Annotated in this window: 29 protein-coding genes and 1 pseudogene; 19 read left to right on the forward strand and 11 right to left on the reverse strand. The window is 64.9% G+C overall.

Annotated features, from left to right (window positions below):
- Positions 1-53 precede the first annotated feature (53 nt).
- The 5 genes and pseudogenes from ACQR1E_RS29450 to ACQR1E_RS29470 form a co-directional block, all read right to left on the reverse strand.
- Positions 54-689, reverse strand: coding sequence for a LysE family translocator (locus ACQR1E_RS29450; protein WP_315717655.1), 636 nt, complete (start codon positions 687-689; stop codon positions 54-56).
- A gap of 173 nt (positions 690-862) precedes the next feature.
- On the reverse strand, positions 863-1084 hold the full coding sequence (locus tag ACQR1E_RS29455) for a hypothetical protein (RefSeq protein WP_315717656.1): 222 nt from the start codon (positions 1082-1084) through the stop codon (positions 863-865).
- A 36-nt stretch (positions 1085-1120) separates the two neighbouring features.
- Positions 1121-1531, reverse strand: a complete 411-nt coding sequence (locus ACQR1E_RS29460; RefSeq protein ID WP_315717657.1) for an SRPBCC family protein — start codon at positions 1529-1531, stop codon at positions 1121-1123.
- Positions 1528-1851 (reverse strand): ArsR/SmtB family transcription factor, encoded by a 324-nt coding sequence (locus tag ACQR1E_RS29465; protein ID WP_315717658.1) that lies wholly within the window; start codon positions 1849-1851, stop codon positions 1528-1530. Before ACQR1E_RS29465 ends, ACQR1E_RS29460 begins: the two co-directional genes overlap by 4 nt.
- Positions 1852-1931: 80 nt before the next feature.
- Positions 1932-2099, reverse strand: a pseudogene (locus ACQR1E_RS29470) (LysR family transcriptional regulator); the annotation flags it as partial.
- A 120-nt stretch (positions 2100-2219) separates the two neighbouring features.
- On the opposite strand from ACQR1E_RS29470, the gene ACQR1E_RS29475 reads away from it, so the two are divergent.
- On the forward strand, positions 2220-2402 hold the full coding sequence (locus tag ACQR1E_RS29475; RefSeq protein WP_315717659.1) for a hypothetical protein: 183 nt from the start codon (positions 2220-2222) through the stop codon (positions 2400-2402).
- 38 nt (positions 2403-2440) lie between these two features.
- Complete coding sequence (locus ACQR1E_RS29480) at positions 2441-3169, forward strand: sulfite exporter TauE/SafE family protein (RefSeq protein ID WP_315717660.1); 729 nt, start codon at positions 2441-2443, stop codon at positions 3167-3169.
- A 62-nt stretch (positions 3170-3231) separates the two neighbouring features.
- Here the strand turns inward: ACQR1E_RS29480 and ACQR1E_RS29485 are convergent, their stop codons facing one another.
- On the reverse strand, positions 3232-3966 hold the full coding sequence (locus ACQR1E_RS29485; protein ID WP_315717661.1) for a metallophosphoesterase family protein: 735 nt from the start codon (positions 3964-3966) through the stop codon (positions 3232-3234).
- Positions 3967-5031: 1065 nt separating this feature from the next.
- Between ACQR1E_RS29485 and ACQR1E_RS29490 the strand changes: the two genes are divergently transcribed.
- From ACQR1E_RS29490 to ACQR1E_RS29525, 8 genes are all read left to right on the forward strand, one after another.
- A complete protein-coding gene (locus tag ACQR1E_RS29490; protein WP_315717662.1) occupies positions 5032-6180 on the forward strand; it encodes a thiolase domain-containing protein in 1149 nt (382 codons plus the stop codon).
- The gene (locus tag ACQR1E_RS29495; protein ID WP_315717663.1) at positions 6180-6569 is read left to right on the forward strand and encodes a Zn-ribbon domain-containing OB-fold protein; all 390 of its coding nucleotides are present in this window, start codon (positions 6180-6182) and stop codon (positions 6567-6569) included. The genes ACQR1E_RS29490 and ACQR1E_RS29495 overlap by 1 nt, the downstream gene beginning before the upstream one ends.
- A gap of 249 nt (positions 6570-6818) precedes the next feature.
- On the forward strand, positions 6819-7679 hold the full coding sequence (locus tag ACQR1E_RS29500) for a MaoC family dehydratase (RefSeq protein ID WP_315717664.1): 861 nt from the start codon (positions 6819-6821) through the stop codon (positions 7677-7679).
- Positions 7680-7819: 140 nt separating this feature from the next.
- The gene (locus ACQR1E_RS29505; RefSeq protein WP_315717665.1) at positions 7820-8698 is read left to right on the forward strand and encodes an SDR family oxidoreductase; all 879 of its coding nucleotides are present in this window, start codon (positions 7820-7822) and stop codon (positions 8696-8698) included.
- A gap of 72 nt (positions 8699-8770) precedes the next feature.
- Positions 8771-9724 (forward strand): dihydrodipicolinate synthase family protein, encoded by a 954-nt coding sequence (locus tag ACQR1E_RS29510; protein WP_315717666.1) that lies wholly within the window; start codon positions 8771-8773, stop codon positions 9722-9724.
- 2 nt (positions 9725-9726) lie between these two features.
- Positions 9727-10530 (forward strand): NUDIX hydrolase, encoded by an 804-nt coding sequence (locus ACQR1E_RS29515; protein ID WP_315717667.1) that lies wholly within the window; start codon positions 9727-9729, stop codon positions 10528-10530.
- Between the two features lie 113 nt (positions 10531-10643).
- Positions 10644-13325, forward strand: a complete 2682-nt coding sequence (locus tag ACQR1E_RS29520; RefSeq protein ID WP_315827826.1) for a PAS domain S-box protein — start codon at positions 10644-10646, stop codon at positions 13323-13325.
- 120 nt (positions 13326-13445) lie between these two features.
- The gene (locus ACQR1E_RS29525; protein ID WP_315752605.1) at positions 13446-13907 is read left to right on the forward strand and encodes a hypothetical protein; all 462 of its coding nucleotides are present in this window, start codon (positions 13446-13448) and stop codon (positions 13905-13907) included.
- Between the two features lie 16 nt (positions 13908-13923).
- Here the strand turns inward: ACQR1E_RS29525 and ACQR1E_RS29530 are convergent, their stop codons facing one another.
- Positions 13924-14307 carry a VOC family protein gene (locus ACQR1E_RS29530; protein WP_315717669.1) on the reverse strand — a complete coding sequence of 128 codons (384 nt, stop codon included), beginning with the start codon at positions 14305-14307 and terminating at the stop codon, positions 13924-13926.
- 222 nt (positions 14308-14529) lie between these two features.
- On the opposite strand from ACQR1E_RS29530, the gene ACQR1E_RS29535 reads away from it, so the two are divergent.
- From ACQR1E_RS29535 to ACQR1E_RS29550, 4 genes are all read left to right on the forward strand, one after another.
- Complete coding sequence (locus tag ACQR1E_RS29535; protein ID WP_434897907.1) at positions 14530-15240, forward strand: hypothetical protein; 711 nt, start codon at positions 14530-14532, stop codon at positions 15238-15240.
- A gap of 114 nt (positions 15241-15354) precedes the next feature.
- Entirely contained in the window at positions 15355-15819 is a 465-nt protein-coding gene (locus ACQR1E_RS29540; protein WP_315827829.1) for a hypothetical protein, read from the forward strand.
- Between the two features lie 203 nt (positions 15820-16022).
- Complete coding sequence (locus ACQR1E_RS29545) at positions 16023-16436, forward strand: DUF3775 domain-containing protein (protein WP_315752592.1); 414 nt, start codon at positions 16023-16025, stop codon at positions 16434-16436.
- A gap of 70 nt (positions 16437-16506) precedes the next feature.
- Complete coding sequence (locus tag ACQR1E_RS29550; protein ID WP_316165035.1) at positions 16507-16953, forward strand: host attachment protein; 447 nt, start codon at positions 16507-16509, stop codon at positions 16951-16953.
- Positions 16954-17013: 60 nt separating this feature from the next.
- Here ACQR1E_RS29550 and ACQR1E_RS29555 read toward each other — a convergent pair whose 3' ends face one another.
- The gene (locus tag ACQR1E_RS29555; RefSeq protein WP_316165036.1) at positions 17014-17208 is read right to left on the reverse strand and encodes a hypothetical protein; all 195 of its coding nucleotides are present in this window, start codon (positions 17206-17208) and stop codon (positions 17014-17016) included.
- A gap of 158 nt (positions 17209-17366) precedes the next feature.
- The gene (locus tag ACQR1E_RS29560) at positions 17367-17552 is read right to left on the reverse strand and encodes a hypothetical protein (RefSeq protein ID WP_315752594.1); all 186 of its coding nucleotides are present in this window, start codon (positions 17550-17552) and stop codon (positions 17367-17369) included.
- Between the two features lie 458 nt (positions 17553-18010).
- Between ACQR1E_RS29560 and ACQR1E_RS29565 the strand changes: the two genes are divergently transcribed.
- A complete protein-coding gene (locus tag ACQR1E_RS29565) occupies positions 18011-18250 on the forward strand; it encodes a hypothetical protein (protein ID WP_409999270.1) in 240 nt (79 codons plus the stop codon).
- Positions 18251-18325: 75 nt separating this feature from the next.
- Here the strand turns inward: ACQR1E_RS29565 and ACQR1E_RS29570 are convergent, their stop codons facing one another.
- Positions 18326-18538, reverse strand: coding sequence for a hypothetical protein (locus ACQR1E_RS29570; RefSeq protein WP_315717677.1), 213 nt, complete (start codon positions 18536-18538; stop codon positions 18326-18328).
- 129 nt (positions 18539-18667) lie between these two features.
- Complete coding sequence (locus tag ACQR1E_RS29575; RefSeq protein ID WP_316165038.1) at positions 18668-19852, reverse strand: acyltransferase family protein; 1185 nt, start codon at positions 19850-19852, stop codon at positions 18668-18670.
- 555 nt (positions 19853-20407) lie between these two features.
- On the opposite strand from ACQR1E_RS29575, the gene ACQR1E_RS29580 reads away from it, so the two are divergent.
- From ACQR1E_RS29580 to ACQR1E_RS29595, 4 genes are all read left to right on the forward strand, one after another.
- Complete coding sequence (locus tag ACQR1E_RS29580; protein ID WP_315717679.1) at positions 20408-20803, forward strand: hypothetical protein; 396 nt, start codon at positions 20408-20410, stop codon at positions 20801-20803.
- 222 nt (positions 20804-21025) lie between these two features.
- Positions 21026-21778: a hypothetical protein gene (locus ACQR1E_RS29585; protein ID WP_315717680.1), complete on the forward strand. Its 753-nt coding sequence runs from the start codon at positions 21026-21028 to the stop codon at positions 21776-21778.
- A 7-nt stretch (positions 21779-21785) separates the two neighbouring features.
- A complete protein-coding gene (locus ACQR1E_RS29590; RefSeq protein ID WP_434897908.1) occupies positions 21786-25409 on the forward strand; it encodes a hypothetical protein in 3624 nt (1207 codons plus the stop codon).
- A complete protein-coding gene (locus ACQR1E_RS29595; RefSeq protein ID WP_434897909.1) occupies positions 25406-26821 on the forward strand; it encodes a hypothetical protein in 1416 nt (471 codons plus the stop codon). The genes ACQR1E_RS29590 and ACQR1E_RS29595 overlap by 4 nt, the downstream gene beginning before the upstream one ends.
- The last annotated feature ends 13 nt before the right edge of the window (positions 26822-26834 follow it).

A 26834-nucleotide genomic window follows, 5' to 3' on the forward strand; every position in this document is an offset into this window, starting at 1 on the left:
CGCCACATGCGGCGGTCGGCGGAGTAGGTGGACGACCGCGACGCGCGGCCGGGTCAGGGGCCGGCTCGCCGGTAAAGCGCAAGGGCGCCGGCAAGGCTCAGCAGCGCGCCGCCGCAGATGCGATCGAGCCAGAGGGCACCGGAGCGCTTGAGGAAACGCATCGCTTGCGAGCCCGCGCTCGCGTAGGCGAGCATGATCAGGACATCGAGCATCGCGAAGGTGAGGGCCAGCGTGAGATATTGCGGCAGCTGCGGCGCGGACGGCACCACGAACTGCGGCAGGAATGCCGAGAAGAACAGATAGCCCTTTGGATTGGTGATCGCGACGAGGAAGCTTTTCAGAAACAGCGCGTGCGGCTGTCGTGACCCGTCCTTGCCGTCTGCGGACGCCGCAAGGTCGATCGACCCGCTGGACCGCAGCAGCATCAGCCCGAGATAGGCGAGGTAGGCCACGCCGGTCCACTTCACGACCGAGAACCAGAATTCGGAAGCGGCCAGCAGCGCGCCCAGGCCGACCGCGACGGCGCCGATGAGGATGAAGTCCGAAGCCACCGCGCCGGCGATGCCGGCCCAGGCGCGGCGTACACCGACACGCGAGCCGTTGGTGAGGGCCAGCAGCACCGTCGGACCGGGGGTCGCGATCCCGATGAAGGCGACGATGGCGAAGCTGAAGAGCGTAAGAGCGTTCACGTCAGAATAGCCTCGTTGGCGGAAGACGCGCCAGTAGGGCGCGGTTCGGCCGCGAACGCAAGACGGTCCTTGGAGGCGGCCAGCGATCGTCTTCGCTGACGCACGCTCGACCTGCCGGATCGCCAAGAGGCTTGACTCCCTCCCGGAAAACGCCGCTGGGCGCGATTGCCCGTTCAGCGCTCCACCCGCGAGGCGGTCAACTTCGTCGCGACGTAGGGCAGCGCGAACAGATACAGCCCCGTGCCGAGCAGCACGATGAGCGGAATCAGCGCCAGCAGGCCGACCCACAGTGGGGCTTGCGTCTGCGTCATCGCGGCGATGTTGATGATGACGGCGACCGTGAAGGCGATCGATACCCAGCGATGGACCTGCCGGACGGTGTTGTTCCAGTTCAAGTGCTTCTCCCCTGATGACGTCGTGATGCGCACGCCTCAGCCGAGGCGCGCGACGCTCTGTTCGAGCGCATCGAAGAATTTCGGCCAGCCGTAGCGTGCGCCCTGATAGGCGCGGGTCTGGTCGGCTGCGAAGCCGGTCTGCTCCATGCGCAGGTGCGTGCCCAAGGCGGTCGGCGTCAGCGTCCAGGTCACGACGCTGTCGAGGCCGGCCGCCGCCCAGGTGTAGGACAACGTCTTGTGCGGCTCGATGGTCACGACCTGGCAGTCGACGACGCCCCAGTCGGCCTTCAGCTTGAAGCGATGATCGACCGACGGCGCAAAGTCGTTGGTCATCAGCCACTCCGCGATCAGATGCGGCTGCGTCAGCGCGCGCCAGAGTTTTTCGGGCGGATGCGCGAATTCGCGCTCGACGACGACGGTGCGGGTTTCTGGCGCGGGTGAGCTCATTGATCCATCCTGTTGAGCAGAGTGTCGAGCTGGTCGAACCGGCTCTCCCAGAACGCAGCCATCCGGCTCGTCCAGTCGAGCAGCGGCGCCAGCGCCTTGGGTTGCGCGCGGTAATGCGTCTGGCGGCCTTCGTGACGCTCCCGCACGAGGCCCGCCTGCTTGAGCAGGCCGAGATGCTTCGACACCGCCGGCTGCGATACGCCGGCCTTGGCCGTCAGCGCCCCGACGGTCTGCTCGCCATGCCGGCACAGGCCTTCGAAGATGGCGCGCCGCGTCGGGTCGGCAAGCGTTCGGAACAGCATGTCGGGAGAGCGCGGCATTCGATCCATAACTCGTTGGTTATGGATAAACGCATAACCGGTTGGTTATGGGTTGGTCAAGCGGAATCCTTCGCCGGTCAGGCGCGATGGCGTAGCGCCTCGCACATAACCGCGAAGGCGGGCGTGCTCTGCCCGACGAGCTCGCTTTCGATCGTCTCGGACCGCGGCCCGATCCGGTGCAGCAGACGCTCGCCGGCCTCGGTGGGAGCGACCGATCGCGTCGTGCGCGACAGCAGCCGCACGGCGAGCAAACGAGACTCCGCCGCCGAACACGCCTTCGTGACGAACTCGGGGATCACGGCCACAAGGGACGGCCAGGGGACGTCGCGGTGCTACCAGCCTGATAGCAGTAGCTGGAGGTGACGGAGATGCAGGCCAACGAGACCCCGCCGCAGCGCAAGCTGCCGATCACGCCGCAGGCGGCGCTGGCGGCGAGCGTCCTTGCCATCTTCCTGCTCCTGCACGTTGTCGCCGGTGCGATCCTGCGAGGTGCTGCCATGCGGGACGGCGCGCAGGCGAAGCCGGTTACGACGCTCCCATCCCACGATTGAAGCTCGCTCATGTCAGCCCTCATCAGCCGGAGATATTCATGCCCGGGCTTGCCTCTTTCTTGCTGCTCAGCGCCGCTGTGTTCTCTGGCGCCTTCGTGTCCGGATTGGCCGGATTTGCCTTCTCAGCCGTGGCCGGCGCGATCCTGCTGCATAGTCTGCAGCCGTTGGAGGCGGTGCCGCTGATGATGGCGTGCAGCGTCGGCGTGCAGGCGACGAATCTGTGGGCGTTGCGCAACAGCATCCGATGGAAGGAAAGCCTGGTCCTGATCCTGGGCGGGCTGCTCGGCGTGCCCTTGGCGCTCTGGCTGCTGCGCAACGCCGACGCCCGGCTGTTCCAACAGATGTTCGGACTGACGATCGCGGTCTACGCCGCCACCATGCTGTTCAAGCCCGGCCTCGGCAGCGTTCGACGCATGAGCAGACATCGCACGGCGATCGTCGGATTCGGCGGTGGTCTGATCGGTGGCCTGACCGCGATGCCCGGAGCACTGCCGACCATTTGGTGCGAGATGCACGGCCTGCCGAAAACCGACCAGCGCGGCCTGGTGCAGCCCTTCATTGCCGTGATGCAGATCGCCTCGCTGGGGATGATGCTGGCCCGGCAGGACCTGTCGTCGAGGGTGATCGTCGATCTCGCGCTGAGCATTCCGGCTCTGCTCGCCGGCACGGCGCTCGGCATCTTCGCCTTCCGCAGGGTCAACGACACCTTGTTCAGGAGGCTCATCCTGAGCATTCTGCTGCTGTCCGGTGTGCTGCTTGTTGTCTGACCCCCGGCCGGCTGAATCGCGCCGGCGCCGACACGCCCTGCGATGAGGGCCGGCGACGGCCGTCACCCGACCCAGCCGGTCGCGATGGCATTCGCCCAGTCGTGCATGCCCTTGCGTCGTGCGAGTGCCGCCATCGGCGCGGGATCGTACGGCACATAGCGGATTGTCAGCGACCACCGTCCAAGCCGTTGCTCCGCGATCGCATAGCAGGCATCGGGCGTCCCGGTCTCGACGTGGTAGCCGTGCGGAGGGCGGCCGCGATAGCCGGGTAGCCCGACGCTGCCGGGATTGACGACGAGCCGGCCATCGCTGAGCCGGACAATGCGCGGAATGTGGCTGTGTCCGCACAGGATCAGCGAGGCATCGATGCCGGCGGCCCGTGCTTCGATACGCGCAAGGGGGCTCTGACGCAGCGTGCCATAGGCGGTGACCTCATCGAGCCAGAACACGGCGTCGTCGTCCGGCGCGGCATGGCACAGGAAGACGTCGTCGTGATAGATCAGCGTCGCCGGCTGCGCCGCCAACCAGCCGACATGCACCTGATCGAGGGCGCGGACGTCGCTGCGCCCCGTGTCTCCCGCACGATAGAGATCGATCATGTGCCGGTCCTGATCGCCCCGGATCGACGGAAAGTCGCGCGCCATCAGCATCTCCGCCGTTCGAACCGGTTCGAGCGGGCCGCTGAGATGATCACCGAGATTGACGACCTCATCGATGCCGAGCGCCGCAATGTCCTTCAGGACCGCGGCCAGCGCGTCGGAATTTCCGTGAATGTCGGCAATGGCCGCAAACCGCATGGGAGCCTCCGTTCAGAGAACGGCCGGCAGGGATTTTCCATGCGGGACCCGTTCGCTTTAGCTGCATTTTGAGACGCGCCCGCAAGCTGATGGTCAAATCGGCGCTTGACGGTGTTGATAGCACGGGCCGTCGGGGGCGAACAACCTGTAGGCAGCAGGCGTGCAGCTCGAGCCGTGTTGCCGCTGATCTCTGAAACGCTATTCTCCGGCGCCGCCCTTGTTGTCGTCCGGTAGCGACCGCAGAGCGGTTTGGAATATCTCGGCTGCTTCGTTGGAGCGGTTCAGCAAGCACCATTCCAGCCCAAAGATTTCTCTTTACGAATATCAGAAATCGTGCTCTATTGTGCGCATCCCGCCTCGGTACGGAGGGGCGTAGCGCGCGATCGTCACGACACGCGGGGCGGGGAGCGATGGCCGTGGTTTTGCCGCAGCGTGTCCCTGGATGCGCGGACGAACGGCGAGGCCGCGGACGCGAAGTCGCAGCGTGCTGGCACCCCGACGCTGGTGCTACGTTCGCGACGGCGCTTGCGCGTCGCGCGGGCAATGGTGGCCAACAAGCCCGGCGCACCAGGCAGACTGCGTATAAGCGTGAAGACCATCGCGCAGGGAAGGCCGAGCGTTCTCGGCTGCACCTGTGGTACCTGCCGCCTGCATTTTTTCTCGCAGGCGGGCCGCAGGCGTCAGCCGACGCCTGGCCTTCCCTGCGCCCTCCGACTTGATGAGGGTGAACGAGATGAGCATGACCCGGGCAGTGTCTGTCGCGGGAATGCGATGGTGTGGCTTGTGCGAGAATCCCACCAAGCACTCCGCTGTCAACGCCCGGCTTGAACGGGCGATCGAGTACGCCGCGGCGTCTCGATTCAATCGTTGCGATCCCTGGACGACTGGACGTCCGGTCAGCCGGACGATGACCGCGTGGGCGCTGTCGCGTGCAACATCGAAATATGTCGCTCGGGTGCGACCATCTCCACCCTGCGGAATATTTTCCACGCTTGCCAAGCTCTATCCAACGGTCCAAAAAATCTCCAACCACCCGGGACGAAACGACAGGAAGCGGAGACGGAGTTGACCATCAAGGGCAAGGCCTACATTGCCGGGATCTATGAGCATCCGACCCGGCATGCACCCGACAAATCCACCGCGCAGCTGCATGCCGAGGTCGCCAAGGGCGCGCTCGAGGATGCGGGTCTCAGCGCGAAGGATGTCGACGGCTATTTCTGCGCCGGCGACGCGCCGGGCGGCGCGTGGCCGATGGTCGACTATCTCGGGCTGAAGGTCCGGCACATCGACTCCACCGAGACCGGCGGCTGCTCCTATCTCATCCATGTTGGCCATGCCGCCGAGGCCATCGCCGCCGGTAAATGCTCGATCGCGCTGATCACCTTGGCCGGCAAGCCGCGCACCGGGCCGATGCCGCCGCGTGCCGCTGGCGCCGAGGCCGATTTCGAGATGGCCTATGGCGCCACCACCCACAACGCCTATGGCATGTGCGCGATGCGCCACATGCACGATTACGGCACCACGTCGGAGCAGCTCGCCTGGATCAAGGTCGCGGCCTCGCATCATGCGCAGTACAATCCGCATGCGATGCTGAAGGAGGTCGTCACGGTCGAGGACGTGATCAACTCGCCGATGATCTCCGATCCGCTGCACCGCATGGATTGCTGCGTCGTCACCGACGGCGGCGGCGCGCTGATCGTGACCACGCCGGAGATCGCCAGGAGTCTGAAGAAGCCGCTGGTGCGTCTCATCGGCCATGGCGAGGCGATGAAGGGGCCGCGCGGCGGCAAGGACCTCGATCTCACTTATTCCGCCGGTGTGTGGTCCGGCCCGCGCGCCTTCGCGGAAGCGGGCGTGACCCCCAAGGACATCAAATACGCCTCGATCTATGACAGCTTCACCATCACCGTGCTGATGCAGCTCGAGGATCTCGGCTTCTGCAAGAAGGGTGAGGGCGGCAAGTTCGTCGCCGACGGCAATCTCATCTCCGGTGTCGGCAAGCTGCCGTTCAACACCGATGGCGGCGGCCTCTGCAGCAACCATCCCGTCAACCGCGGCGGCATGACCAAGGTGATCGAGGCCGTGCGCCAGCTGCGCGGCGAAGCCCATCCCAAGGTGCAGGTGCAAAACTGCGATCTCGCCATCGCCCATGGCACCGGCGGCCTGCTCGGCGTGCGCCACGCCGCCTCGACCTGCATTCTGGAGCGCGTCTGATGTCCGAAGCGAAGAGACTGCCGGCCCCCATCACCAATCCCGAGACCAAGGCGTTCTGGGATGCCGCCGCCGAGGGCAAGTTCATGATCAAGCGCTGCACGGCGTGTGGCGAGGCGCATTATTTTCCGCGCTCGATCTGCCCGTTCTGCTTCTCGGACCAGACGGTGTGGGAGCAGAGCGCGGGCGAGGGGGAAATCTACACGTTCTCGATCATGCGGAAGTCGCCGACCGGCCCTTACGCGATCGGCTACGTCACCTTGAATGAGGGCCCGTCGCTGCAGACCAATTTCGTCGATTGCGATTTCGACGCGTTGAAGATCGGCCAGAAGGTGAAGGTTGTGTTCAAGCCGACCGACGGCGCCCCGCTGCCGTTCTTCACGCCGGTTTAGGAGAGGGAGCAAAGATGCATCCACGCGTCATTGCGAGGAGCGAAGCGACGAAGCAATCCAGAGTCCTTGCGCAGCCCTGGATTGCTTCGCTCCGCTCGCAATGACGGATGCGGAACGAGCGGTGTGCTCCACGACGAGTGCGTAGGGTGGGCAAAGGTGCAGAGCGCCGTGCCCACCGTTCTACCAAGAAAGGCGGTGGGCACGCTTCGCTTTTCCCACCCTACAAAGAACGAGGTTTGGGGAGGCAACATGCCGATCAACTACGATGAGCTGATGGCGATGAAGGCGATCGGGCAGAACTACGCCTACACCGATCGCGAGGTGATGCTCTACGCCTACGGCATCGGCATGGGGGCCGATCCGATGGACGAGAAGGAGCTTGCCTTCGTCAACGAGGCCACGGCCGAGCCGCGTCCACTGAAGGTGGTGCCAACCTTTGCCTCCGTCGCCGCCTGGGGCGCGGGCCCCGGCGACATGAAGCTGAACCGCGTGCTGGTCGTCGACGGCGAGCGCGACATCACCTTTCACAAGCCGCTGGCGACCGCGGCGAAGATCACGGCCGACTCCTCCGTGCTCGCGGTGTCCGACAAGGGCAAGGACAAGGGCGCGGTCATCCGCCATCAGACGATCTTGCGCGACGAGGGCGGCGCTCCGCTGGCGACCCTGGTGGCCTCGCGCTTCGCCCGCGGCGATGGCGGCTTCGGCGGTCCCTCGGGCGGCATCCCCGAACCGCATCCGGTGCCGTCGCGTGCACCCGACCGCAGCGTCGAGATTTCGACGCGGCCCGACCAGGCGCTGATCTACCGCCTGTGCGGCGACCGCAACCCGCTACACTCGGATCCCGAATTCGCGCGCCGCGCGGGCTTCCCGCGGCCGATTCTGCACGGCATGTGCACCTACGGCCTGACCTGCCGCGCCGTGCTGCAGACCTACGCCGACTACGATGCGTCAGCCTTCCGCCAGCACGCCGCGCGATTCTCCTCGCCGGTGTTTCCCGGCGAGACCGTGACGGTCGATCTGTGGAAGGACGGCGACGTGATCTCGTTCGAGGCGCGGGTGAAGGAGCGGAACGTCACCGTGATCAAGAACGGCAAGACGGTGCTGGGTTGATTATTGCCATGTGAGGCACGTCTGTTAGTTGCCGTCATGGCCGGGCTTGACCCGGGCATCCATCCTCTTCCGAAGATGGATGGCCGGGTCAAGCCCGGCCATGACGGGCAACAAAAGACACGGCGCAGGAGGAGACACCCATGGGACTGCTCGACGGCAAGGTGGCGCTGATCACCGGCGCAGGTGGCGGGCTCGGAGAGGCCTACGCAAAACTGTTTGCACGCGAGGGCGCGGCTGTGGTGGTCAACGACCTCGGTGGCCCGCGCGACGGCTCCGGCTCGGACCTGTCGATGGCCGAGCAGGTGGTGGCGGCCATCACCGCTGAAGGCGGCCGCGCCGTCGCCAACGGCGCCGACATCTCGACCATGGCCGGCGGCCAGTCGGTGTTCGACGATGCCATCCGCCATTTCGGTCGCGCCGACATCCTGGTCAACAATGCCGGCATCCTGCGCGACCAGACCTTCGCCAAGTCGAGCGAGGCCGACTGGGACAAGGTGGTCCAGGTGCACCTCAAGGGCACCTTCTGCTGCACGCTTCCCGTGTTCCGCTGGATGCGCGACAATGGCGGCGGCGTCATCGTCAACACCTCCTCGACCTCGGGCCTCATCGGCAATTTCGGCCAGTCCAATTACGGCGCCGCGAAGGGCGGTATCTGGGGCCTGTCGAACGTGCTGGCGATCGAGGGACGCAAGTACAACATCCGGGTGTGGACCTTGGCGCCGGGCGCACTGACCCGCATGACCGCGGACCTGCCGCGCTACAAGGAAAACCCGGGCGCGGCGCTGACGCCCGAGGGCATCGCGCCGGCCGTGCTCTACATGGTCAGCAGACTCTCGGGGGATCAGACCGGCAAGGTGCTCGGCGTGTCCGGTCCACGCGGCGTGCGCGAGTTGCGTATGATGGAAATGGACGGCTGGAAACCGCCGTCGTCGGCGTGGAAAGCGGAGGACATCGCCGCCCATGCAGAGGAGATATTCTTTTCGGAGGCCGATATAGCCAAGTCCGCACGGCGGTTTTGATGTATTCAGGTCGTCATTTCGGGCCTGCGCCTGGCGCGTCCGGAATGACAGAGAGGTTGGAGACCAGACCAGATGAAGCTCACCGCCGCCGCCAAAGGCACCTTCGCGATCGCGCCGACGCCGTTCCATGATGACGGTCGCATCGACGAGGCCTCGATCGACCGGCTGGTCGATTTCTATGCCGAGGCCGGCTGCGACGGCATCACCGTGCTGGGCATCATGGGCGAGGCGCCGAAGCTGGACGCCGCTGAATCCGAGCAGGTTGCAGTGCGCTTTGCCAAGCGGGCCAAGAACCTGCAGATCATCGTCGGTGTCTCCGCGCCGGGTTTTGCCACCATGCGCGCGCTGGCGCGCGCCTCGATGGATGCGGGCGCTGCCGGCGTGATGATCGCGCCGCCGCCGAGCCTGCGCACCGATGATCAGATCACGGGCTATTTCAAGCAGGCCCAGGAGGCCATCGGCGAGGACATTCCGTGGGTGCTGCAGGACTACCCGCTGACGCTGAGCGTCCAGTTCACGCCGGCCGTCATCCGCAAGATCGTCATGGACAGCCCCTCCTGCGTGATGCTCAAGCATGAGGACTGGCCGGGCCTGGAGAAGATCTCGACGCTGCGCGCGTTCCAGAAGGACGGCTCGCTGCGGCCGCTGTCGATCCTGTGCGGCAATGGCGGCCTGTTCCTCGACTTCGAGATGGAGCGCGGCGCCGACGGTGCCATGACCGGCTACGCCTTCCCTGAAATGCTGGTCGACGTGGTCAAGCTGTCGCAGGCGGGCAAGCGCGACGCCGCGCATGACCTGTTCGACGCGCATCTGCCGCTGGTGCGCTACGAGCAGCAGCCGGGGGCAGGGCTGGCCGTGCGCAAATACGTGCTGCAGAAGCGCGGCGCGATCGCCTCCAGCGCGCAGCGCAAGCCGGCCTCCGCGATCACGGCCGCGGCCAGGGCCGAGGTCGACTATCTCTTGTCGCGCGTGGCGCGTTACGACGCGCGTGCCAATCTGCAACCTCGTGCCACCGCCGCGGAGTGACCATGGCTGACGCTGCCGCCGTCCGTCCCGCCTCGACCGTGCTGCTGCTGCGCGACAGCGCAGTCGCGCGCGAGATCGAGGTGTTCATGATGGTGCGTCACCATCAGATCGAGTTCAACTCGGGCGCCCTGGTGTTTCCCGGCGGTAGCGTCGACAGAGGCGATCAGGAGATCGCCGGCAGGCCGGAGCTCTATGCCGGCGACGAGGGTCTTGAAGCCGAGGCGCTCGGCTTCCGCATCGCCGGGGTGCGCGAGACCTTCGAGGAGAGCGGCATCCTGCTGGCGCGGCTGCGCCGATCGGACGCGCTGATCGATGCCGCTGCCGCTCGCGACATCGAGGCGGCGCATCGTCTGGCACTGTGCGAGGGCAAGATCAGCTTTCTCCAGGTTCTGGAAGCTCACGGTCTGGTGCTGGCGCTCGATGCGCTCGTTCCCTACGCCCATTGGATCACGCCCGAGGGCATGCCGAAACGCTTCGACACCTGGTTCTTTCTGGCGGCGGCGCCGCCGGACCAACTCGGCGCCCATGACGGCCGGGAATCGACCGACTCCGTCTGGGTCTCGCCGCGCGAGGCGCTGGCCGGCGGCGAGGACGGCCGGTTCAAGCTGCCGTTCCCGACCACGCGCAACCTGATCCGGCTCGGCAAGCAGCCCGCGGTGGCCGACGCCCTGGCGGCGGCGCGGGACATGGACATCGTCACCGTGATGCCGGTCATGACCAAGACCGCCGAGGGCGGTCGCCAGCTGCGCATTCCGCGCGAGGCGGGCTATGATGGGGAGGTGTTCGAGTTCGGTGCGGCCGGTTAACCGCACAGGCTATTTTTCGTCCGGCGGATGATGCGCGGACGAAAATTGTTCTCTATATGTTCATTTGGCCGCCCGGCGGCTCGTATATAGTGCGGTTCCGACCATCGGATCCCATGAGTAGATTACCGGACCTCGACACGGCCTGCAGCAGCCTCCGATCGATGACGATCGGGCGGATGATCTTTGGCAGCTTTTTGCTGCTGCTTGCCGTCATCACCGCGACCAGCATGGCGAGCGTGATCGCCATTCGGCATATCGATTCGACCTTTGCCGAGTTGCAGCGGTTGCAGGGCGTCGGCGATCTCGCCGAGGAGATCGACCAGCGCATGAACGAGCTGCGGCTCGCGGCGCGCGATTTCGTCACCGATCCCGGCTCGCGCTCCGACCGTGCCATGGAGGCGGCGACCGAGCTCAGCGCGCTCCTGAAGAAGACGCGCCTGCAGCTCGCACCGGAGCAGCAGGCGACCATCGACGGCGTTGCCCAGCGGCTCGCCAATTACCGCGAAGGCATCGACCGCATCAGCGCGCTGATCGCGCGGCGTGCCGAGCTGCTATCGGGTTTGCCGGCGGCGCGCGAGAGCTTCGAGGACGCCATCGCCGGCCTGACTGATCGCGCCACGGCGCGGGCCTTGTTCCAGGTGCAGAATCAGGTCGGCGCGGCGCTGCTGGCGCGCGACCCGGCTGGCGCCGAGCAGGCCGCCCGCAGCATGCGCGCAATGCCGATCGAGGACAGCGCGCTTCGTGCGGCCGCCGACCGCTATGCCGAGGCGATCATCGCCATTGCCGGCACCGAGGACGAGATCGCGCGCCTCGACAAGGAGGTGCTGGGCATCGAGGGGCGGCTGATCGGCCGGGTCACCGAGTTGCTGCGCGCCCTGAGCGCAAGCCAGGGCAAGGTGCTGTCGCGCGACTTCGCCCGCACCTTGGCGGAGACGAAATGGCAAAGCATCATCTTCGGCACGGCGGGCGTTCTGATCGGCATATTCGCTGCGTCCTTCGTGGTCCGGCGCACCGTGCGGCCGCTGGCGTCGATCGCGCGCTCGATCAGGGCGCTGGCGGCGGGCGAAAAGGCGGCGTCGATCCCGCAGACCGACGTTCAGAACGAGATCGGCGACATCGCGCGGGCGGCGGAAGTCTTCCGGCAGACTTTGCAGGATGCCGACGCGGCGCGTGAGGCGGCGGTCCGCGCGCTGGCCGAGCAGCGGCTGGCCGAAGAGAGCTATCGCAAGCTGTTCGAAGCTTCGATCGACGGCATCTATGTGACCACACCGAGTGGTCTCGTGCTCAATGCCAATCCGGCGCTCGCGCGCATCATGGGCTACGAATCCGCGAGCGAGCTGATCCAGAGCGTCAACGACATCGCGGATACGATCTATGTCCATCCCCTGGCGCGCGAACGCTATCAGCGGCTGATGCGGCGCGACGGCATGGTGCGCGAGTTCGAATACCAGGTGCGGCGGCGCACCGGCGAGATCCGCTGGCTTTCCGACAGCGGCACGGTGGTGCGGGATGAGAACGGCGAGGTGGTTCGCTACGAAGGCGTGGTCCGCGACATCACGGATCAGAAGCGCGCCGAGGACGCGATCGCCGAAGGCCGGCGATTGCTGCAGCAGGTCATCGACACGGTGCCGGCGGTGATCAACGTCAAGGATCGCGAGCTGCGCTATGTCCTGATGAACCGCTACATGGCCGGCATCTTCAACGTCGAGCCCGAGGATGCGCTCGGCCGCACCACGGGCGAGCTGATGTCGCGCTACGGCGCGAACAAGACGGACTCGAACGACAAGCGCGTGCTGGCGACGAAGGCCGGCCTCGGGTTCTACGAGGAGGAATACCTCGATTCATGCAACGTCATGCGGCAATGGCTGGTCAACAAGCTGCCGCTTCTCGACGCCGACGGCGAGGTCGACAAGATCGTCACGGTGGCGCTCGACATCGGCGAGCGCAAGAAGAGCGAACTGGAGATGCGCAAGGCCAAGGAGGCCGCCGAGACGGCGCTCCGGAACCTGCGCGACACCCAGGCCTCGCTGATCGAAGCCGAGAAGCTCGCGGCGCTCGGGCGCATGGTCGCCGGCGTTGCCCACGAGGTCAACAACCCCGTCGGCATCAGCCTGACGGTCGCCTCCGCGCTCGAGCGCAAGACCGAGCGCTTCGGCGAGGCGGTCACGCGGGGTGAGCTGCGGCGGTCGAGCCTCAACGAGTTCATCGAGATGAGCCGTAGCGCCGCGGGGCAGCTCGTCGCCAATCTCAATCGCGCGGCCGAACTGATTCAGTCGTTCAAGCAGGTCGCAGCGGACCGCAACTACTCCGATCAGCGCACCTTCGATCTCGCCGATCTCACCGAGCAGGTGGTGATGAGCCTGCGCCCGGGTGTGCGCAGACAGAACCTGACGGTGAACGTGGATTGCCAGCCCGATCTGGTGATGAACAGCTACCCCGGGCCTTACGGGCAGGTCCTGACCAATCTGTTCCTCAATGCGGTCGCGCACGCGTTTCCGGACGGCAGGAGCGGTGTGATCGAAATCAGGGCGCGGGAGTCCGGCCGCGACAATGTCGAGATCGTCTTTTCCGACAATGGCTGCGGCATGTCGCTCGACGTCCGCCGCCGCGCCTTCGATCCTTTCTTCACGACGCGCCGCGACCAGGGCGGCACCGGCCTGGGCCTTCACATCGTCTACAGCATCGTGACCAGCCGGCTCGGCGGCCGGCTCGATCTGGACTCCGAGCCTGGCGCGGGCACGCGCATCCAGATCATTCTGCCGCGGGTCGCACCTCTCGAGCAGGCGGCCGAGTAGGGAGATCTGCGTAACCCCCCGGATTGACTCTCACGAAGCCGAGATCGAATCGAAATCTGGCCCGGTTGATGCATTTCCATCCCGCGCACCCTGGGGTGGTGCAGGAGCCAGATGGACCAGATGGAAATGAGCAAATGGATCGTGTCCCGCGGCCATGGGCCGCATCGCGCTGATCGTGCCGACATCAGCAACACGGGTTCGAGGCGGCAGGCGGTCGCGCGATGGAAGCCGCCTGTCCAAGTCAGCAGTGCGGCGCTGTTGATCGCACTCGCCGCGCCACCGTCACTGGCGCGTGATCGCGGCCAGTATGCGAACTCGTCGCCGGAGATCAAGGCATGGTTCGACGGTCTGCGCAGCGGCAAGGGCCCATGCTGCTCTGACGCCGACGGCAGCGCCGTCAGCGATGTCGACTGGGAGAGCAGGGGCGGTCACTACCGCGTCCGTATCGAGGGGGAATGGCTCGATGTTCCCGACGACGCAGTCATCACCGAGCCCAACCGTGTCGGCCGCACCATGGTATGGCCGATGCGCGGCTATCAGGGCCTTCAGATTCGCTGCTTCATGCCGGGCAGCATGACGTAGCCGTGCGGGGCGGCGGTCAGACGTATTTCTTGTCGCGCTCCAGGAGCTCGATGGAAATGCCCTGCGGCCCGCGGATGAAGCAGATGCGAACACCGGGGCGGATCGTGGTCGGCTCGGTCGTGAAGGTGACGCCTTTGGCCTTGAGCTCGGCGGCCGCGGCGTCGATGTCCTTCACGGTGAGGCCGAAATGATCGAGGCCCTGGTGCGGCGTCATAGGCGGCGCGTTGACGCCGTCGCCCGGCTCGACCTTGGCGATGAACACGCTGGCACCGCCGAGCCTGACGTCGATGCGGCCGGGATTGCGGATGATCTCGCCGCCGAGAATGTCGTGAAGCCAGCTGGCGGTGGCTTCCGGGTCCGGGCTGCGGAGATGGATGTGGTCCCACGTGACATTCAACATCGTCGAGATCTTTCGAAAGAGTGAACCGCCCGCGGCGGGGCGGCGTTTCTTGAGGTGTCGGCAACTGCGCGGATGTCTACCGGTCTGTCAGCGGCCGCGCCAGCCCGGCCGACCGACCGGTATCCGGGCCTGCCCTCCAATTGTCGGCTTTGCATGCAACCCTATCGATGTTTGCCGATTGAAGCTTCCAGATGCCCCCGCCGGGCAGCCGATGGTGCAGACATGAGCGCGGGTCTCTCTCGTTTGCTGGGGCGCAAGCCCGATGCCGCGGCGTCGCTGGCCATGCGCCGAAGCGACGGAGCGTCCATCCCTTTGGGAGCCGCCGTGTCGGGGTTGGCCATCTTCGCGCTGGTCATGTTCAGCACAGTCGGGTGGCTGATCATATCGGTCGAAGAGGAGGAGGTGGCCGACCCCAGCCTCACGCGGGTCGGATCGGCCCCCCCGAGCAGCGGCTACGAAGGAGACGAAGACGGGACTGAGACGTCGCGTCGGCTCTCGCCCGTGGTGCCCGGTCTGGCGGATGCATCCAATCCGCACCCCGATTCGTCCCCCGTGGTCGGCTCCGGCCGGAACGTCATGGACGCGAATGCCAGCCTGTCGCCGACGATGCCGCCTGCGTCATCCCCTGCGCTCGACCCGGCGGCTCTGTCCGGCCTGCGGATCAGTTCCCAGTCCTGGCGGCGCGGCGGTCTTGGAGCGAAGGCGCTGGTGACCTTCACGCTACGGAATGCCAACAGTTTCGCAATCAAGGACATCGAAATCACCTGCGCCTTCAGCCGGCGGGACGGTGGTCACGTCACCGACCGCCGACGGATCGTGCCCGGCCAAGTCGGGTCGCGCAGCCGGAAGACCTTCGTGGCGGTCCATGTCGGATTCGTCAACGTTAACGTCAGCGCGGCCAAATGCGCGCTGGTTGCAGCGACGAAAATCTAATTATGTCGCGCTAGTCTCCCGCGGTCTTTGAACCCGAGCGTTCGACGCGGGAACATACTGTCATGATCCTCCGTTAGGTGGATGTCGGCGCAGGTGCCGACGGAGCGGTAAATTATGCCCATTCTGCGTTACTTTATGTTCGTCGGTGGAACTCTGCTGGCGCTGCTCGTCCTGGCGGATGCCGTGCTTCCCAGCGTGCCATTGCCTGCAAGCCTGTCGTCTGCGTCGGATCTTCCCCCGGTGCGCATTCAGTCCACGAGAAAGTGGCCGGAGCGGATCGTGATGGACACCTCGATCGCCACGCCAGCTCCGGTGAAGCTCGCGAAGGCGGAGCAGCCTGCAGCAGAAGTCGCCAAGAGCAGTCCCCGAGACGCCTTCGCGCAGATGAGCGCCGTCGAGGCCAACCCGCAGGTTGCGGCAGTGAAGGCCGCCGAGAAGCCTCGCGCGACCCGGATTGCCGACACAGGCAAGCCGGCTGCAGAGGTGAAGAAGCGAAGGATCGCAAGAGCTCATCCGGGCAGACCGATGATCCTGGTCGCGCAGCAGCCGCGTGTCGGCTCTTTCGATTGGACCTGGTAGTATCGATCGTCCGCAGTCCCTGGTCGATCCAAGCAGTCCCGCTGCAATCGCGCCGCGGGGCGGTTGAACTCGCGCGGGCTGTTGCGCCGCTTTTTCACGCCGCCACACTGCCTTGATCTTGCGCAAAGTGCGCTCCTTCCGGAACGCCTAGCGTCTCTGCATGGGACCTGGGAGCGTTTGCCCGGGGACCCAGGAGACGCTGAATGACGACTACCACGCCCACCCTCTCAATCTCGCCGGAGAAGGTCGCCTTCGTCGTGACCAAAATCCACAAGCACGAAATGGAAGCGACCGAACCCGAATTGCTGGCAGATTTGGCAGATGACGACGCGGCGCCCGGTACCGCTGGGCGAGGCCTGAACACTGACAGGTCGGAGCTCGTCAGCTTCATCAGGGGCCTCAATGTCGACGAACAGATCGATCTGGTCACGCTGATGTGGCTGGGCCGGGGCGACGGCTCGCTGGACAATTGGGATGAGCTTCGTGCGCAGGCCGCTCAGGCACACAACAATCGCACCGCGACGTACCTGATCGAAACTCCGATGCTCGGCGACTATCTGGAGGAGGCTCTCTCGGAGTTCGGCCTTTCCTTGGAAGATTTCGAAGAAGGCATATAGCTGGGGGCAGTTTCTCCCGATGGGCTCGCCAGCACATTCTTCGCTGCAATTCGGATGATGGAGTAATCTCATGGACAAGATGAAGGTCGGAACCGGTGATTGGATCGTCGTGTGCGACGGGCGCAAGGCGCTGATCCTCGAGAACGTCGGTGACAGCATGTTTCCGAACCTGCACACCAAAGAGGTCCGTGAGCAGGAGAACGACCGCACGAGCGCTCAGGGCACCGACGCTCCCGGCTCGGTGCAGCAGTCATTCGGCAATGCTCGGAGTTCAGTGGATCAGACGGATTGGCATGATCAGGCTGAGCGCGCCTTTCTCAAGCAGCTTGCTGATCGCCTGCATCATGCTGTCATTTCAGGCGAAACCAAAGCCGTCACGATGGTGGCGTCGCCGCGCGCGCTCGGGATCATCCGCGCCGACTATTCCGACGCGGTACGAAAGGCGCTGCATGGCGAGATCCACAAGGATCTGGTCAAGCTTCCGGTCTACGAAATCGAAAAACAACTGCTCGCCTGAGTCGGGCTTTCTCATGCCAATGACTGTCCGGAGACCCTGTTCGCGGTGACCGCGACGGGATCAATGTGTGCTTTCATGCGACGGTGTCGATACCGGCGCAGCAGGCACCAAGCTTGCGCCCAGGTGCGCAGCTCCTTTTTCGACGATCTCGTAACCGCAATCATCCAGCCAGGCGATCAGGCGATCGGCCATGGCGTAATCCCAGGTCGGGTAGGAGCGTGCGATGACCTGGCGTGGTGTGAGCTTGCGAGACATTGGTAATCCTTCCCTGATCTCATGCTGCTCGATGAAACGTCGAGCGTTGGTCTTGTCATCTTGAACCCCAGAACGGGATGCGCAGTTCCTGCGCCGCCCGAGCGCTGCCACTTGAGGAGCGCTGATCGTTCACAGCGCCCCGGCGGAAGGGGCTCCATTCATCGAGCGCCGATCAGGTGTGGCCGCGCGTCATCGGTCACGAGAGCCGCGGTGCGCTCCGGCTTCTTCTCCACGATCTCGTAACCGCAATGATCGAGCCATGCGATCAACCGGTCCGCCATGGCATAGTCCCAACTGGGATAGGATCTGGCGATGACTTCGCGGACTGAAAGCTTTCGTGTCATGATGTCGATCTATCGCTCCCTGCATTCGCTACGGGCCCGTCCGGCACGCATCCGGACGATCCAAGGCTGGCCGGCAGTTCGTGCCGCCGGCTCCTGATTTTGTTTGGCTCGTCACGTTTCTAAGCGCGCGCGCCCCAACGCCTTGATCAACTGGCGTGGAGAGGTGACTTTTTCGCTTCCGGCTCGCCCAGGCTGCGCAATCATCGCCCAACATGGTGAAAACCTTCTCGCTACGATGGTTTCCCATTCCCGTGCACGGATATGGCGCAGTCGTGCGCGTAGTAGGGCTGGAGTGTGGTGGCGGCGCGGTGTTTCGTCACAGGCTGGCGGCGACGATCTCCGACGAAATCTCAGCCCGAGCAGGCGGGGACAGACGGAGGAACGGTTTGGCACCTTCATGGTTTCCGCTGGGGCGCGGTCGCAGGGGCTCGTCGCCTCAGAGCCAATGGAGCGAAGCGATGAGGCTGATGTTTTGGGTTGTGCTGCTGACCGGCCTTGCGGCAGGGGCGGGCCGGTTGGTCGCCAATGAGTCCTGCGGCCCTGGGTGCCACGTCGCGCCGAATGGCGGCTGCGTCGTGAATGGCTGGGAGGTAGGAGCGCCGGTGTGGAACGAATGCCCTGCGGGCGCTCGGCCAAGGCCGCCGTGCGGAACCGCGTTCAAATGGAGCAAACAGGCGAAGGCCTGTGTCAGCAGGTGAACATACGATGGCTGATCATCGGCGCGGGAGCGTGGATCGGACTGCCGGCTGCCGCGAGCCTTGCCGTGCCTTGTATCAGGAGGCAGACGAAGCTGCTGCCGTTGGCGACACGGGCGAGACGTCCAAAGTGAACAGGCGCTGATCCCCAGCGGTCTCCGAATGCGCCAGCACCTGTTCGAGCAAGGCGATGACCGCGACCGCCCGCGCCCGTTCGTTGGTATCGTCGTAGCTCGTTGTCGCAAGGACGGTCCCGTTGGCTTCGCACATCGCCTTGATCTCAACAATCATCGTTGCATCCCTTGCCGTTCCGGAGGCCTGAGATTGGCGGCAATCATGTTAAATTCGTGCAAAATGGTCCGAATAAACCGCTGGTAGAAGGGCACCGCGAAGCACGGGCCGACCGATGACCCGGCGCGCTCAGACCGGGCTATGGATCACGTCGCGCGGTGCGCTGGTGCCGAAGGTTCTCCGTAACCATGTTCGCGAGGGCGCCTCGATGAGCATGTAGGTGAACCAGGCCATCGCCGTCGCAATCGCAACGAACAGACCGAGCCGCAGCGCGAGCTCAAGAGCGCCAGGAGCATCTGACTTTCCGATCATCGCAAGCCGAATGAGAAAGGGATGCAGCAGATAGATCGAATAGCTGCATTCGCCACCAATGATCAGGGCTCTGGACGACAGCCAAGCGGCATGACCGTACCGACTTGCTGCGACGAAGACGATCGAAAATCCCGAGATCTCGATGAGACGTACGGCAAGTTCGATCGCGAACGACCAGCCGGGCAGACGAGGCTGCAGAAACAGCAGCACAGGCGCACAGACGAGGCTCGCCAGCGAAAGCCAGAACAGGAGCCTCACGCAGCGTCGCTCCCGATCACCGACGCCGGCATCCGCGCGGTTCCTGTAGATCATGGCGGCAAGGCAGCCGGCCAGGAACTGAGCGATGTGAAGATAGGGAGAGTAGTAGGTCAGCCACTGCATCCCGTTTTGCGTAAGGCTCGGCGCGGCGGCCCGTAGCAACGCATCGCCGAAGGTGAAGGCGGCTGCGATCGTCAGCGCGAACGTCACGATGTTCGCCAGCGCGATCCAGATGATCGTGGGCAGCCGGACGACGGCTGCAAACAGCAGGCAGACGAATGGAAACAGCAGGTAGAAGAACAGCTCCACGCTGATGGACCAGAGGTGCTGCAGCGACGGCACGACTGCGACCAGCATGGTGCCGTTCTGCACGGGAAACCAGGCTTGCGTCATCGTGAGGATGAAGCCGAGCGACGGGGCCGAGAGACCTCGCGCGATCACGACGTATGCGACGACTGCGAGCGTAATCACGGCGTACATGGGGTAGAGCCGGGCGAAGCGCGCGATGGCAAATTCGCGAAGAGCGCTTCCGAGCGGTTGCGACTGGAAGCGCGCGGCATAGTTGAGCCACAGGACGAATCCGCTCAGCACGAAGAACATTGTCATTCCGATGCTGCTGACTTGTGCGATGAGCTCGGGCAGCAGGCCTTGCGCCAACGACGGGGCGCCATGGCCGACGGCGACCGTTGCGGCCGCGACGAAGCGTAAGCCGGTCAGCGAGCCGATGAAGCGTTGCTCGTTCACTTTGAGGGATGGTCCTGATGCTTGGGAGGCGCTCCGGCTGTTGTAGAAACAGCAGGGCCTGGAGGCAACCCGACGCCGGCCGGAGACGGGGATTGCCGCCCGCTCGAGCGACGATCTGGCGTTCAGGCCAGAGATGACTCTGCACCGTGATCGCTCCGACGTCCGCCGTGGCGGCGTTGCACGTTGCTGTCAACGAACTGAAAAATATAGAAAAATTAGCCTTGGCATCGGCGGTCAACGGTCGAGCGATTTCCCGGCGCGGCAGACGATCGGCGGGAAGGTCGGGCAACAGGCCGACAGAGTTTGAAGAAATCCGGGTAGAGCAGCTCCTGCAGCGGATCGTGCCCGTTGCGAAAAGCCGCCGGGACTCCTCGATCCGCGGGAGGTGACGGCCAGGGCCATGGTCGCACCTGCGTGGGATGCGGAGCCCCGTCCGGACGGGTGCCGGGGCCGGATTGCAAATGGACTCGCAAACCGGCGGCGGCTAGTTATTTGTCACCCTCCGGCTGGTCATTTTGCATGACGCTGAGCGCTTGAACGAGGACGGAAGCCGCCTTGCCCGCTGCGCCATCTCAGCTCACCGATCAAACCGTCAACACCCAGCTGACGACGAATTGCAATGCGCAGGTGGCTGCAACGTTCGACACGAATGACAGCACCTGGGTGACCTTCTTTTTCAACGGTACGATCCCGTGCTGGAGAGCGCTGGTGTCGATTGGCGAAGTAGAGGTCGAACTGACCGAGGACATTGCAATTGCAGGCATTGTCCTGCGCAAGGGGCTGACGGTGACCATGCACCCGATGGGTCGCTACTACACGGTCACGATGAGCGGGGAGATTGTCGATTCCGGAAAGGAGAGCAGCTTTACCGGATTCGTGCTCGGCTCGTTCATCCGGTCCGCAGCGATGAAGCGTGCGATGCAGATGCTTCGGAAACAAGTCAGCCGCTGAGCGGCGCCCGGCTTCGCCTGAAATGTAAACACCAGAATGTGACCGGGCGTTGGGGGAAGACTGTGATCTGGCCCGATTGACCACCGTCGCGAACCCTGTTACACGCCACAACCTCTGATAGATTTCAATCATTGGTAGCTTAGTCGATTTTCCATTCGTTTCAGCCGCGCCGGCAGTTGTGTACTGCGGGTTTTGATCTGTGTTTTATAAAAGGAGATAGCCATGGCTCATCATGAAGGCGTTCGTTTTTCGGCTCCTGCTGTCGTTACCACTCCCACAAGCCCCAACACCGAGGTCGTCGCGACGCCGACGGGCGATCAAAACAACACGACGCAGCTCGTGTTCGAGTATCAGGGGCGCATTCCGGTCTGGACGCCGGTGGTCTCGCAGGCACAACCTCAGGTCGTTTTGGCGGCTGACATCACGATCGGCGCAACGACTTGGCGCAAGGGCATTACGATCCAGTATGCGGCGCTGGGATCGACCCAGTACACCGTGACCATCATCTCGGGCGAGATCGTGGACGATCGTGGGCTCTACTTGCTCCAGGGCGTGACGCTCGGCATCTTCCCGATCGGTTTGGACGTCAAGGCAGCGCCATCCGCGACCGCACGGACCGAGGAATATCCGCGCGCGGCCTTCACGGCGCTGCCGACGGTGAACACCCCGACCAGCCCGAACAGCAACGTGGTGACGACGCCGAGCGGCGACACCAACAACACGACCTACGTCTCATTCCAGTACCAGGGACGAATTCCGGTCTGGACGCCGATCGTCTCGCAGTCCCAGATCACTGCGGTCCTCGCCGCTGATATCACGATCGGCGCGACGACGTGGAAGGCGGGCATCACGGTGCAATATGCTGCGCTGGGCTCGGCGCAATATACGGTGACCATCATCAAGGGCGATATCATCGACGATCGCGCCCTCTATTCACTGGCGGGCACCTTGCTCGGCATCTTCCCGATCGGGTGATACGAGCATGGACGCGTCCGCGTCAGCGCAGTTCGAGCAGGTCGACTCCTCTGCGATTTACGAGACCAGGGTTGCCGGCTCGGTTGGCTGGGCCGGCTACCTTCTCGGCACGGGCTCGTCTCTGCCACCGTTCATCAATTACGACGACTCGCTGAAGAAGTACGGTGGCAGTTATTTGTTTGCGACACAGCGGCCCGCCGATCTCGATCGGGATCCCGGCGGGTTCGCCGAGCGTGTCCGGGCCTATATCAGCAAGGCGACGCGCAATCGTGCTGTCGTCTGGCTCGCGTCGGCCAACCCGGTCGCGTTCGGCGACTTCGAGCGCTATGGCGTCTCCTTCATCAATCTGCCGCCGGTCTACCAGGTCTCGGGCAACCTGAACCTGTGGTTTGCCAGCAACGCCAAGTTCTACATCCTCGATCAGAGCCGGATCGATATCGAGGGTGGGGCGCTGCGCCTGTCGGGCTCGGCGCTGAGTTCACCTCCGTTCATCGGCTTTTCGGGCAAGGGCGACAACCCGCTGGGCATTCGGCTTGCGCCGACCTCCAACAATCGCATCTACGCCTATGTGCCGTTCGGCGGCGCCAACACCGGTTGCGTAACCTTCGATGGGCTGCTCGATTCGAAGCAGGCGTTCGTCAGCCAGGGCTTGGAGCAGGGCATCCGCTACGTCATCAACAACAGCGCGACGACGTCGCTGCAAGCTGCGCAATATGCAGCCATGACGGTGGCGGCGTTGCCGTCGCAGCTTTCGATCGCAGGTGCCTTCGACCTCGGCGATCCGGCCAACCGCGTGATCGGCCGAGAGCAGCTCGAGCAGGGGTATCTGCGTTCGGGGTTCGCCATCAAGGGGGCGCCTGCGCTGACGAGCGAATTCCGCACGACCGGCGGGCGTGTCGTGCAACTGACGCCGCTCGGGGCTAGCAGCACGGATACGGCGCCGGCGCTCGGAGCAGGGGGCTTCGCCTTTGCGACCAGCGCCGCGAAGACGGCCGCGGTCGACACTGGCACGACCTATCTCAGCCTGGCCGGCCACTATGCGCTCGGCGCCGATGGCAGTTCGGCGGGGCAGCTTGCGAAGCTGATGGGTGGACTATTCGGATCGGAGGCGCTCAGCTTCAAGGCGTACGACGCCAGCCAGCCCGCAGCGCAGAACGATCGTCTCAACGCCGTTCCCTCGAAGCCCGGCTACGCGCCGGTGTTCCCATTCGAGACGGCGGATCTCAACCGTCCCGCGAGCGGTGCCGTTGCGCCGCGCCTGACCGACGACCACCAGACCTCCTGGGTGACCATCGTCGCCGGTAGCGGGACCGTCGACTATCTGGCCGAGCCCGAGGGCAGCGCGATCTACGGTGCGGCCGCGGCCGGCGCCGCGAATGCGGAGATACTCCAATCCGCGCCGCCGTTCATGCCGCTCGCCCAGGGCAGCGACAAGACGTTCCCGCTGGCGCCTTATGGAGCTGCTGCGAGTAGCGGCCTCGATGGCGCGACGCTCGTCCAGTTCGAGAGCCAGATCGTGGCCGCAACCCGCAAGTCGCTGATCTCGAGCTATGGCAGCAAGACGTGGTCGGCGCGCGTGCAGGCGGCGCGGGCTCACGCGTTGCGCGGCACGCTGCCGGACGGCCCGAGCACCGATGGGACGACGCCGCAGGGCTTCATCATCGAGCGAGATCCGACGACGGGGGCCTATCTGAAGGTCAGCATGGCGCAGTCGATCGACCGCGACGGCAACACCCTGCCATTCGCGCTATCCGCTCCCTCCCAGGCGATGCAGGACGCCTTGCAGACCAACCAGCTCTTTCTGGTCGCCGTCAATCCGGAGCCGTTCGGCACAGGCGCCCAGTTCGCCAACACCGTCAATATTGCGGGCTGGACCATGACCGCGGCGGTCGGCGCCGGCGCCTCGGCCACCGCCTACCGCAACGTGATGATCATGAAGTTCTGCTCCGGCTCGTTGCTGGAGCGGGTCACGAATGCCAATCGCTGGACGTCCGCGGAGCAGTTCTCTTTGTTGCCCGGCACACCGCCGGTGACCGCTGCGCTGTCCTACACCGGCCTGTCGCAATGGCTACAGGACTACATCGCGGACGCCATCGCACGCTCGAAGGGACCGTCCGGCCCATTCTACGAGAATTTCGCGCGCATCGCCCAGGACCCGAACTGGACCGGCGTCATCGTGCTCGCGGCCGACCTCGGCCAGCGCGACATGCCGCCGGAGATTGCGGGGCTTGCCGCCGGCATCGACTTCACCCGCTTCAACGCTCATCATTTCGGCTTCACCGTCAGCCGCGTCACGGTCGACGGCCGGAGCGGTCGGATCACGATGCCCCAGGGCAATTCGAGCCTGTTCGGGCTGATCGACTACGAAGATCCGCGCTATGCGATGAACATCTCCAACGGCGTTGCGCCTGACGTGCCGGTGGCGGTGCAGATGAGCGGCGAGTTCGATTTCACCGTGCTGCAGCTGCAGTCGTTGTTCGAGAACGCCAGGCTGACGCGGTTCGACAGCCACGTCCAGCTCTCGGTCGCGGCGCTGTTCGGCGCGCCGGTGTCGCGGCTGTACTCGCGCGGCAAGCCGCAGCCCTTCACGGGAATCGTGCTCAAGGGCAGCTATGTCGATCAGGGCGGCCGCGGCGCCTATGTCTTCGAGCAGAACACGACCAACGTGCTGACCAGCCCGTCGAACGTGCTGCCGGCCGTGGCCTTCGACCGGGTGCAGTTCAACACGATTGGCACCCAGGACCAGGGCGCCACGGTGGCGAGCAACTTCCTCGTCTGGGGGCAGCTCGATTTCACGGCGCTTCAGAGCACCATCGGAGAGACGCTCGACCTGCTGTCGTTCGGCAGTCCGCCGGATACGCCCGAGGAGGCGCTCGGTGTCGGGCTCGCCTTCTCCGGCCTCGTCATCGGCATGACCTATCCGCAGGCGACGCCCGGAGCCAAGAGGTTTGGGGTCGCGACCGGCAACCTGGCCTGGAATCTCAACGGCTCGACGATGCGCGACACCAGCCTGTTCCGCGGCTTCGCGCTGCAACTGAAGAGCTTCGTCAACGCGACCGGTGATCAGAAGCCGTCCGATCTCGGCTTCCTGCCGGTGACGTCGCAGCTCAACCTCACCGAACTCGAGGGGCCCTGGTTCGGGGTGGTCTACGACATCACGCTGGGCGGTCCGGGGGCGCTCGCCTCTGGCGTCGGCTTCCAGTCGCAGCTGCTCGCGGCATGGTCACCGGTCACCACCGGGTCGGATGCGCAGCACGCGGTCTTCATCGGCATGAGCCTGCCGGGCGCGGCGCCCGGCGCCAGCCTGTTCAGCATCCAGGGCGTCATCAAGGTTGCGGTCGGTGCGATCTCGATCCTGCGCCAGCCGGTCCCGACCGTAAAAGGGCGCATGCTGGCCGAGGACGGTCCGAAGTGGTTCTACTGCCTGCGGATCGACGATATCGCCATCAAGATATTCGGCATCGCCAAGCTGCCGCCGTCCGCCAACATCCAGTTCTTCCTGTTCGGCGATCCCGACAACACCGGCAGCCTCGGCTGGTACGCCGCCTATGTCGCCGACGACAATCCGGGCTGCGAGCAGTCGCTCGCATTCGCCGCACGCAAGCCCGAGCTACAGGAGCCGTCATCATGACGCGGATCCTGTTCTGGAATATCGAGAAATTCTCGGTCAACAAGATCTTTTCGGCCTCGATCAAGCGGCAACGCGGGCATGGCGGTCTCAACGACATGCAGAGCGCGATCCAGCGCCGCGCGGTGATCAATGCCGTGCTGGCGGCCGTGCAGCCGGACATCATCGTCATCATCGAGGTGAGCTCGGGCGACAATGCGCCCAACGCGCTGGCGAGCCAGACCGGCGGCATCAATGCGCTCGCCATGGTGCAGTTCGGGCTCAACAACCCGGCCACGATGGTGGCGGGCGGATGGAACGCCGTGCCGCCGCTCTACACCGGGGTCGGTGGGCGCTCAGAGACCGTTGGCATTCTCTATCGCCGCACCAACACCGCTGGCACCCTCAACCGCTACTTCACCGGGCCCAACATCTGGACTGGCGGGCATGGCGGCGTGTCGGTGCCGCCGGGCGGCGGCGTCGCCACGCCGTACAATGGCATGGTGGTGCCCCTCGGTGCCGTCAACGTCAATGGAATGCTGGTGCCTCCGGGCCTGGGCGGGGTGCGCCAGATCCCTGCGGGTGCCCAGCACAATGGCGGCCTCAACGAGGATGTCGTCGCGGCGCGGATCGCCTTCACGACCACGCTCGGCGCTCCTGTTGCCTTTGCCGGACTGCGCGAGCCGTTCATGGCGACGTTCACCGAGGCCGATAATCTCGGCGTCGTGCAGCGAGACCTCACCATCTTCGGCATCCATTCCCCGCCGAACAATCCGGCGGCGGCGAACTACATCACCACGCTGTCGACGATCAACGACGTCGTCGGCGCTCTGGGCGTGAACGAGACGCGGGTGATCGGCGGCGATTTCAACGTCAACCTGTTCGCCGTCAATGGTACCGCCTCGGGCCTCTATAATCCGCTCACCGGCGGTCCCGGTGCCTACACGCTGCTCGTCAGTCCGACGGCGGTGGGCGTTCCTGTCAATCTCGACCAGTACAAGGGTTATTTCTCCACCCATATTCGCGGCAAGGACAAGACGGCGGCGTCCAAGTTTCTCTGGTCCAACGGCGGCGGGCCGGGGCAGAGCTTTTATCCCGGCTACGGCTATGTCGGCTCGAACTTCGTCGCCGCGCCGTTCTACTCGATCGACAACGTCCTGGTCTGGCCGCACAACGGCATGCACAACTATCAGACCACGATCATGAACACGGTGACCGGCACGCCGATGAACGGGGTCATGGCGCCGCCGGACAATCCTCCCCCCGGTGCGATCGCTTTGGCCAACCAGTTCACCGCGCCGCCGATGGGGTGGCCGGGCGCACCGACGGCGGCGAACTATCCGGGGATCGGCGGTGCCGGAAATCTGACCGGCTGGAGCAATTACGGGCGCGTTCGCAACACCAGCGATCACTTCGGCATCTCTGCCGACATCTGAGGGAGCGCCGGCT

Origin of the sequence: Bradyrhizobium sp. HKCCYLRH1030, from assembly GCF_051168395.1 — a bacterium.
Taxonomy (GTDB): domain Bacteria; phylum Pseudomonadota; class Alphaproteobacteria; order Rhizobiales; family Xanthobacteraceae; genus Bradyrhizobium.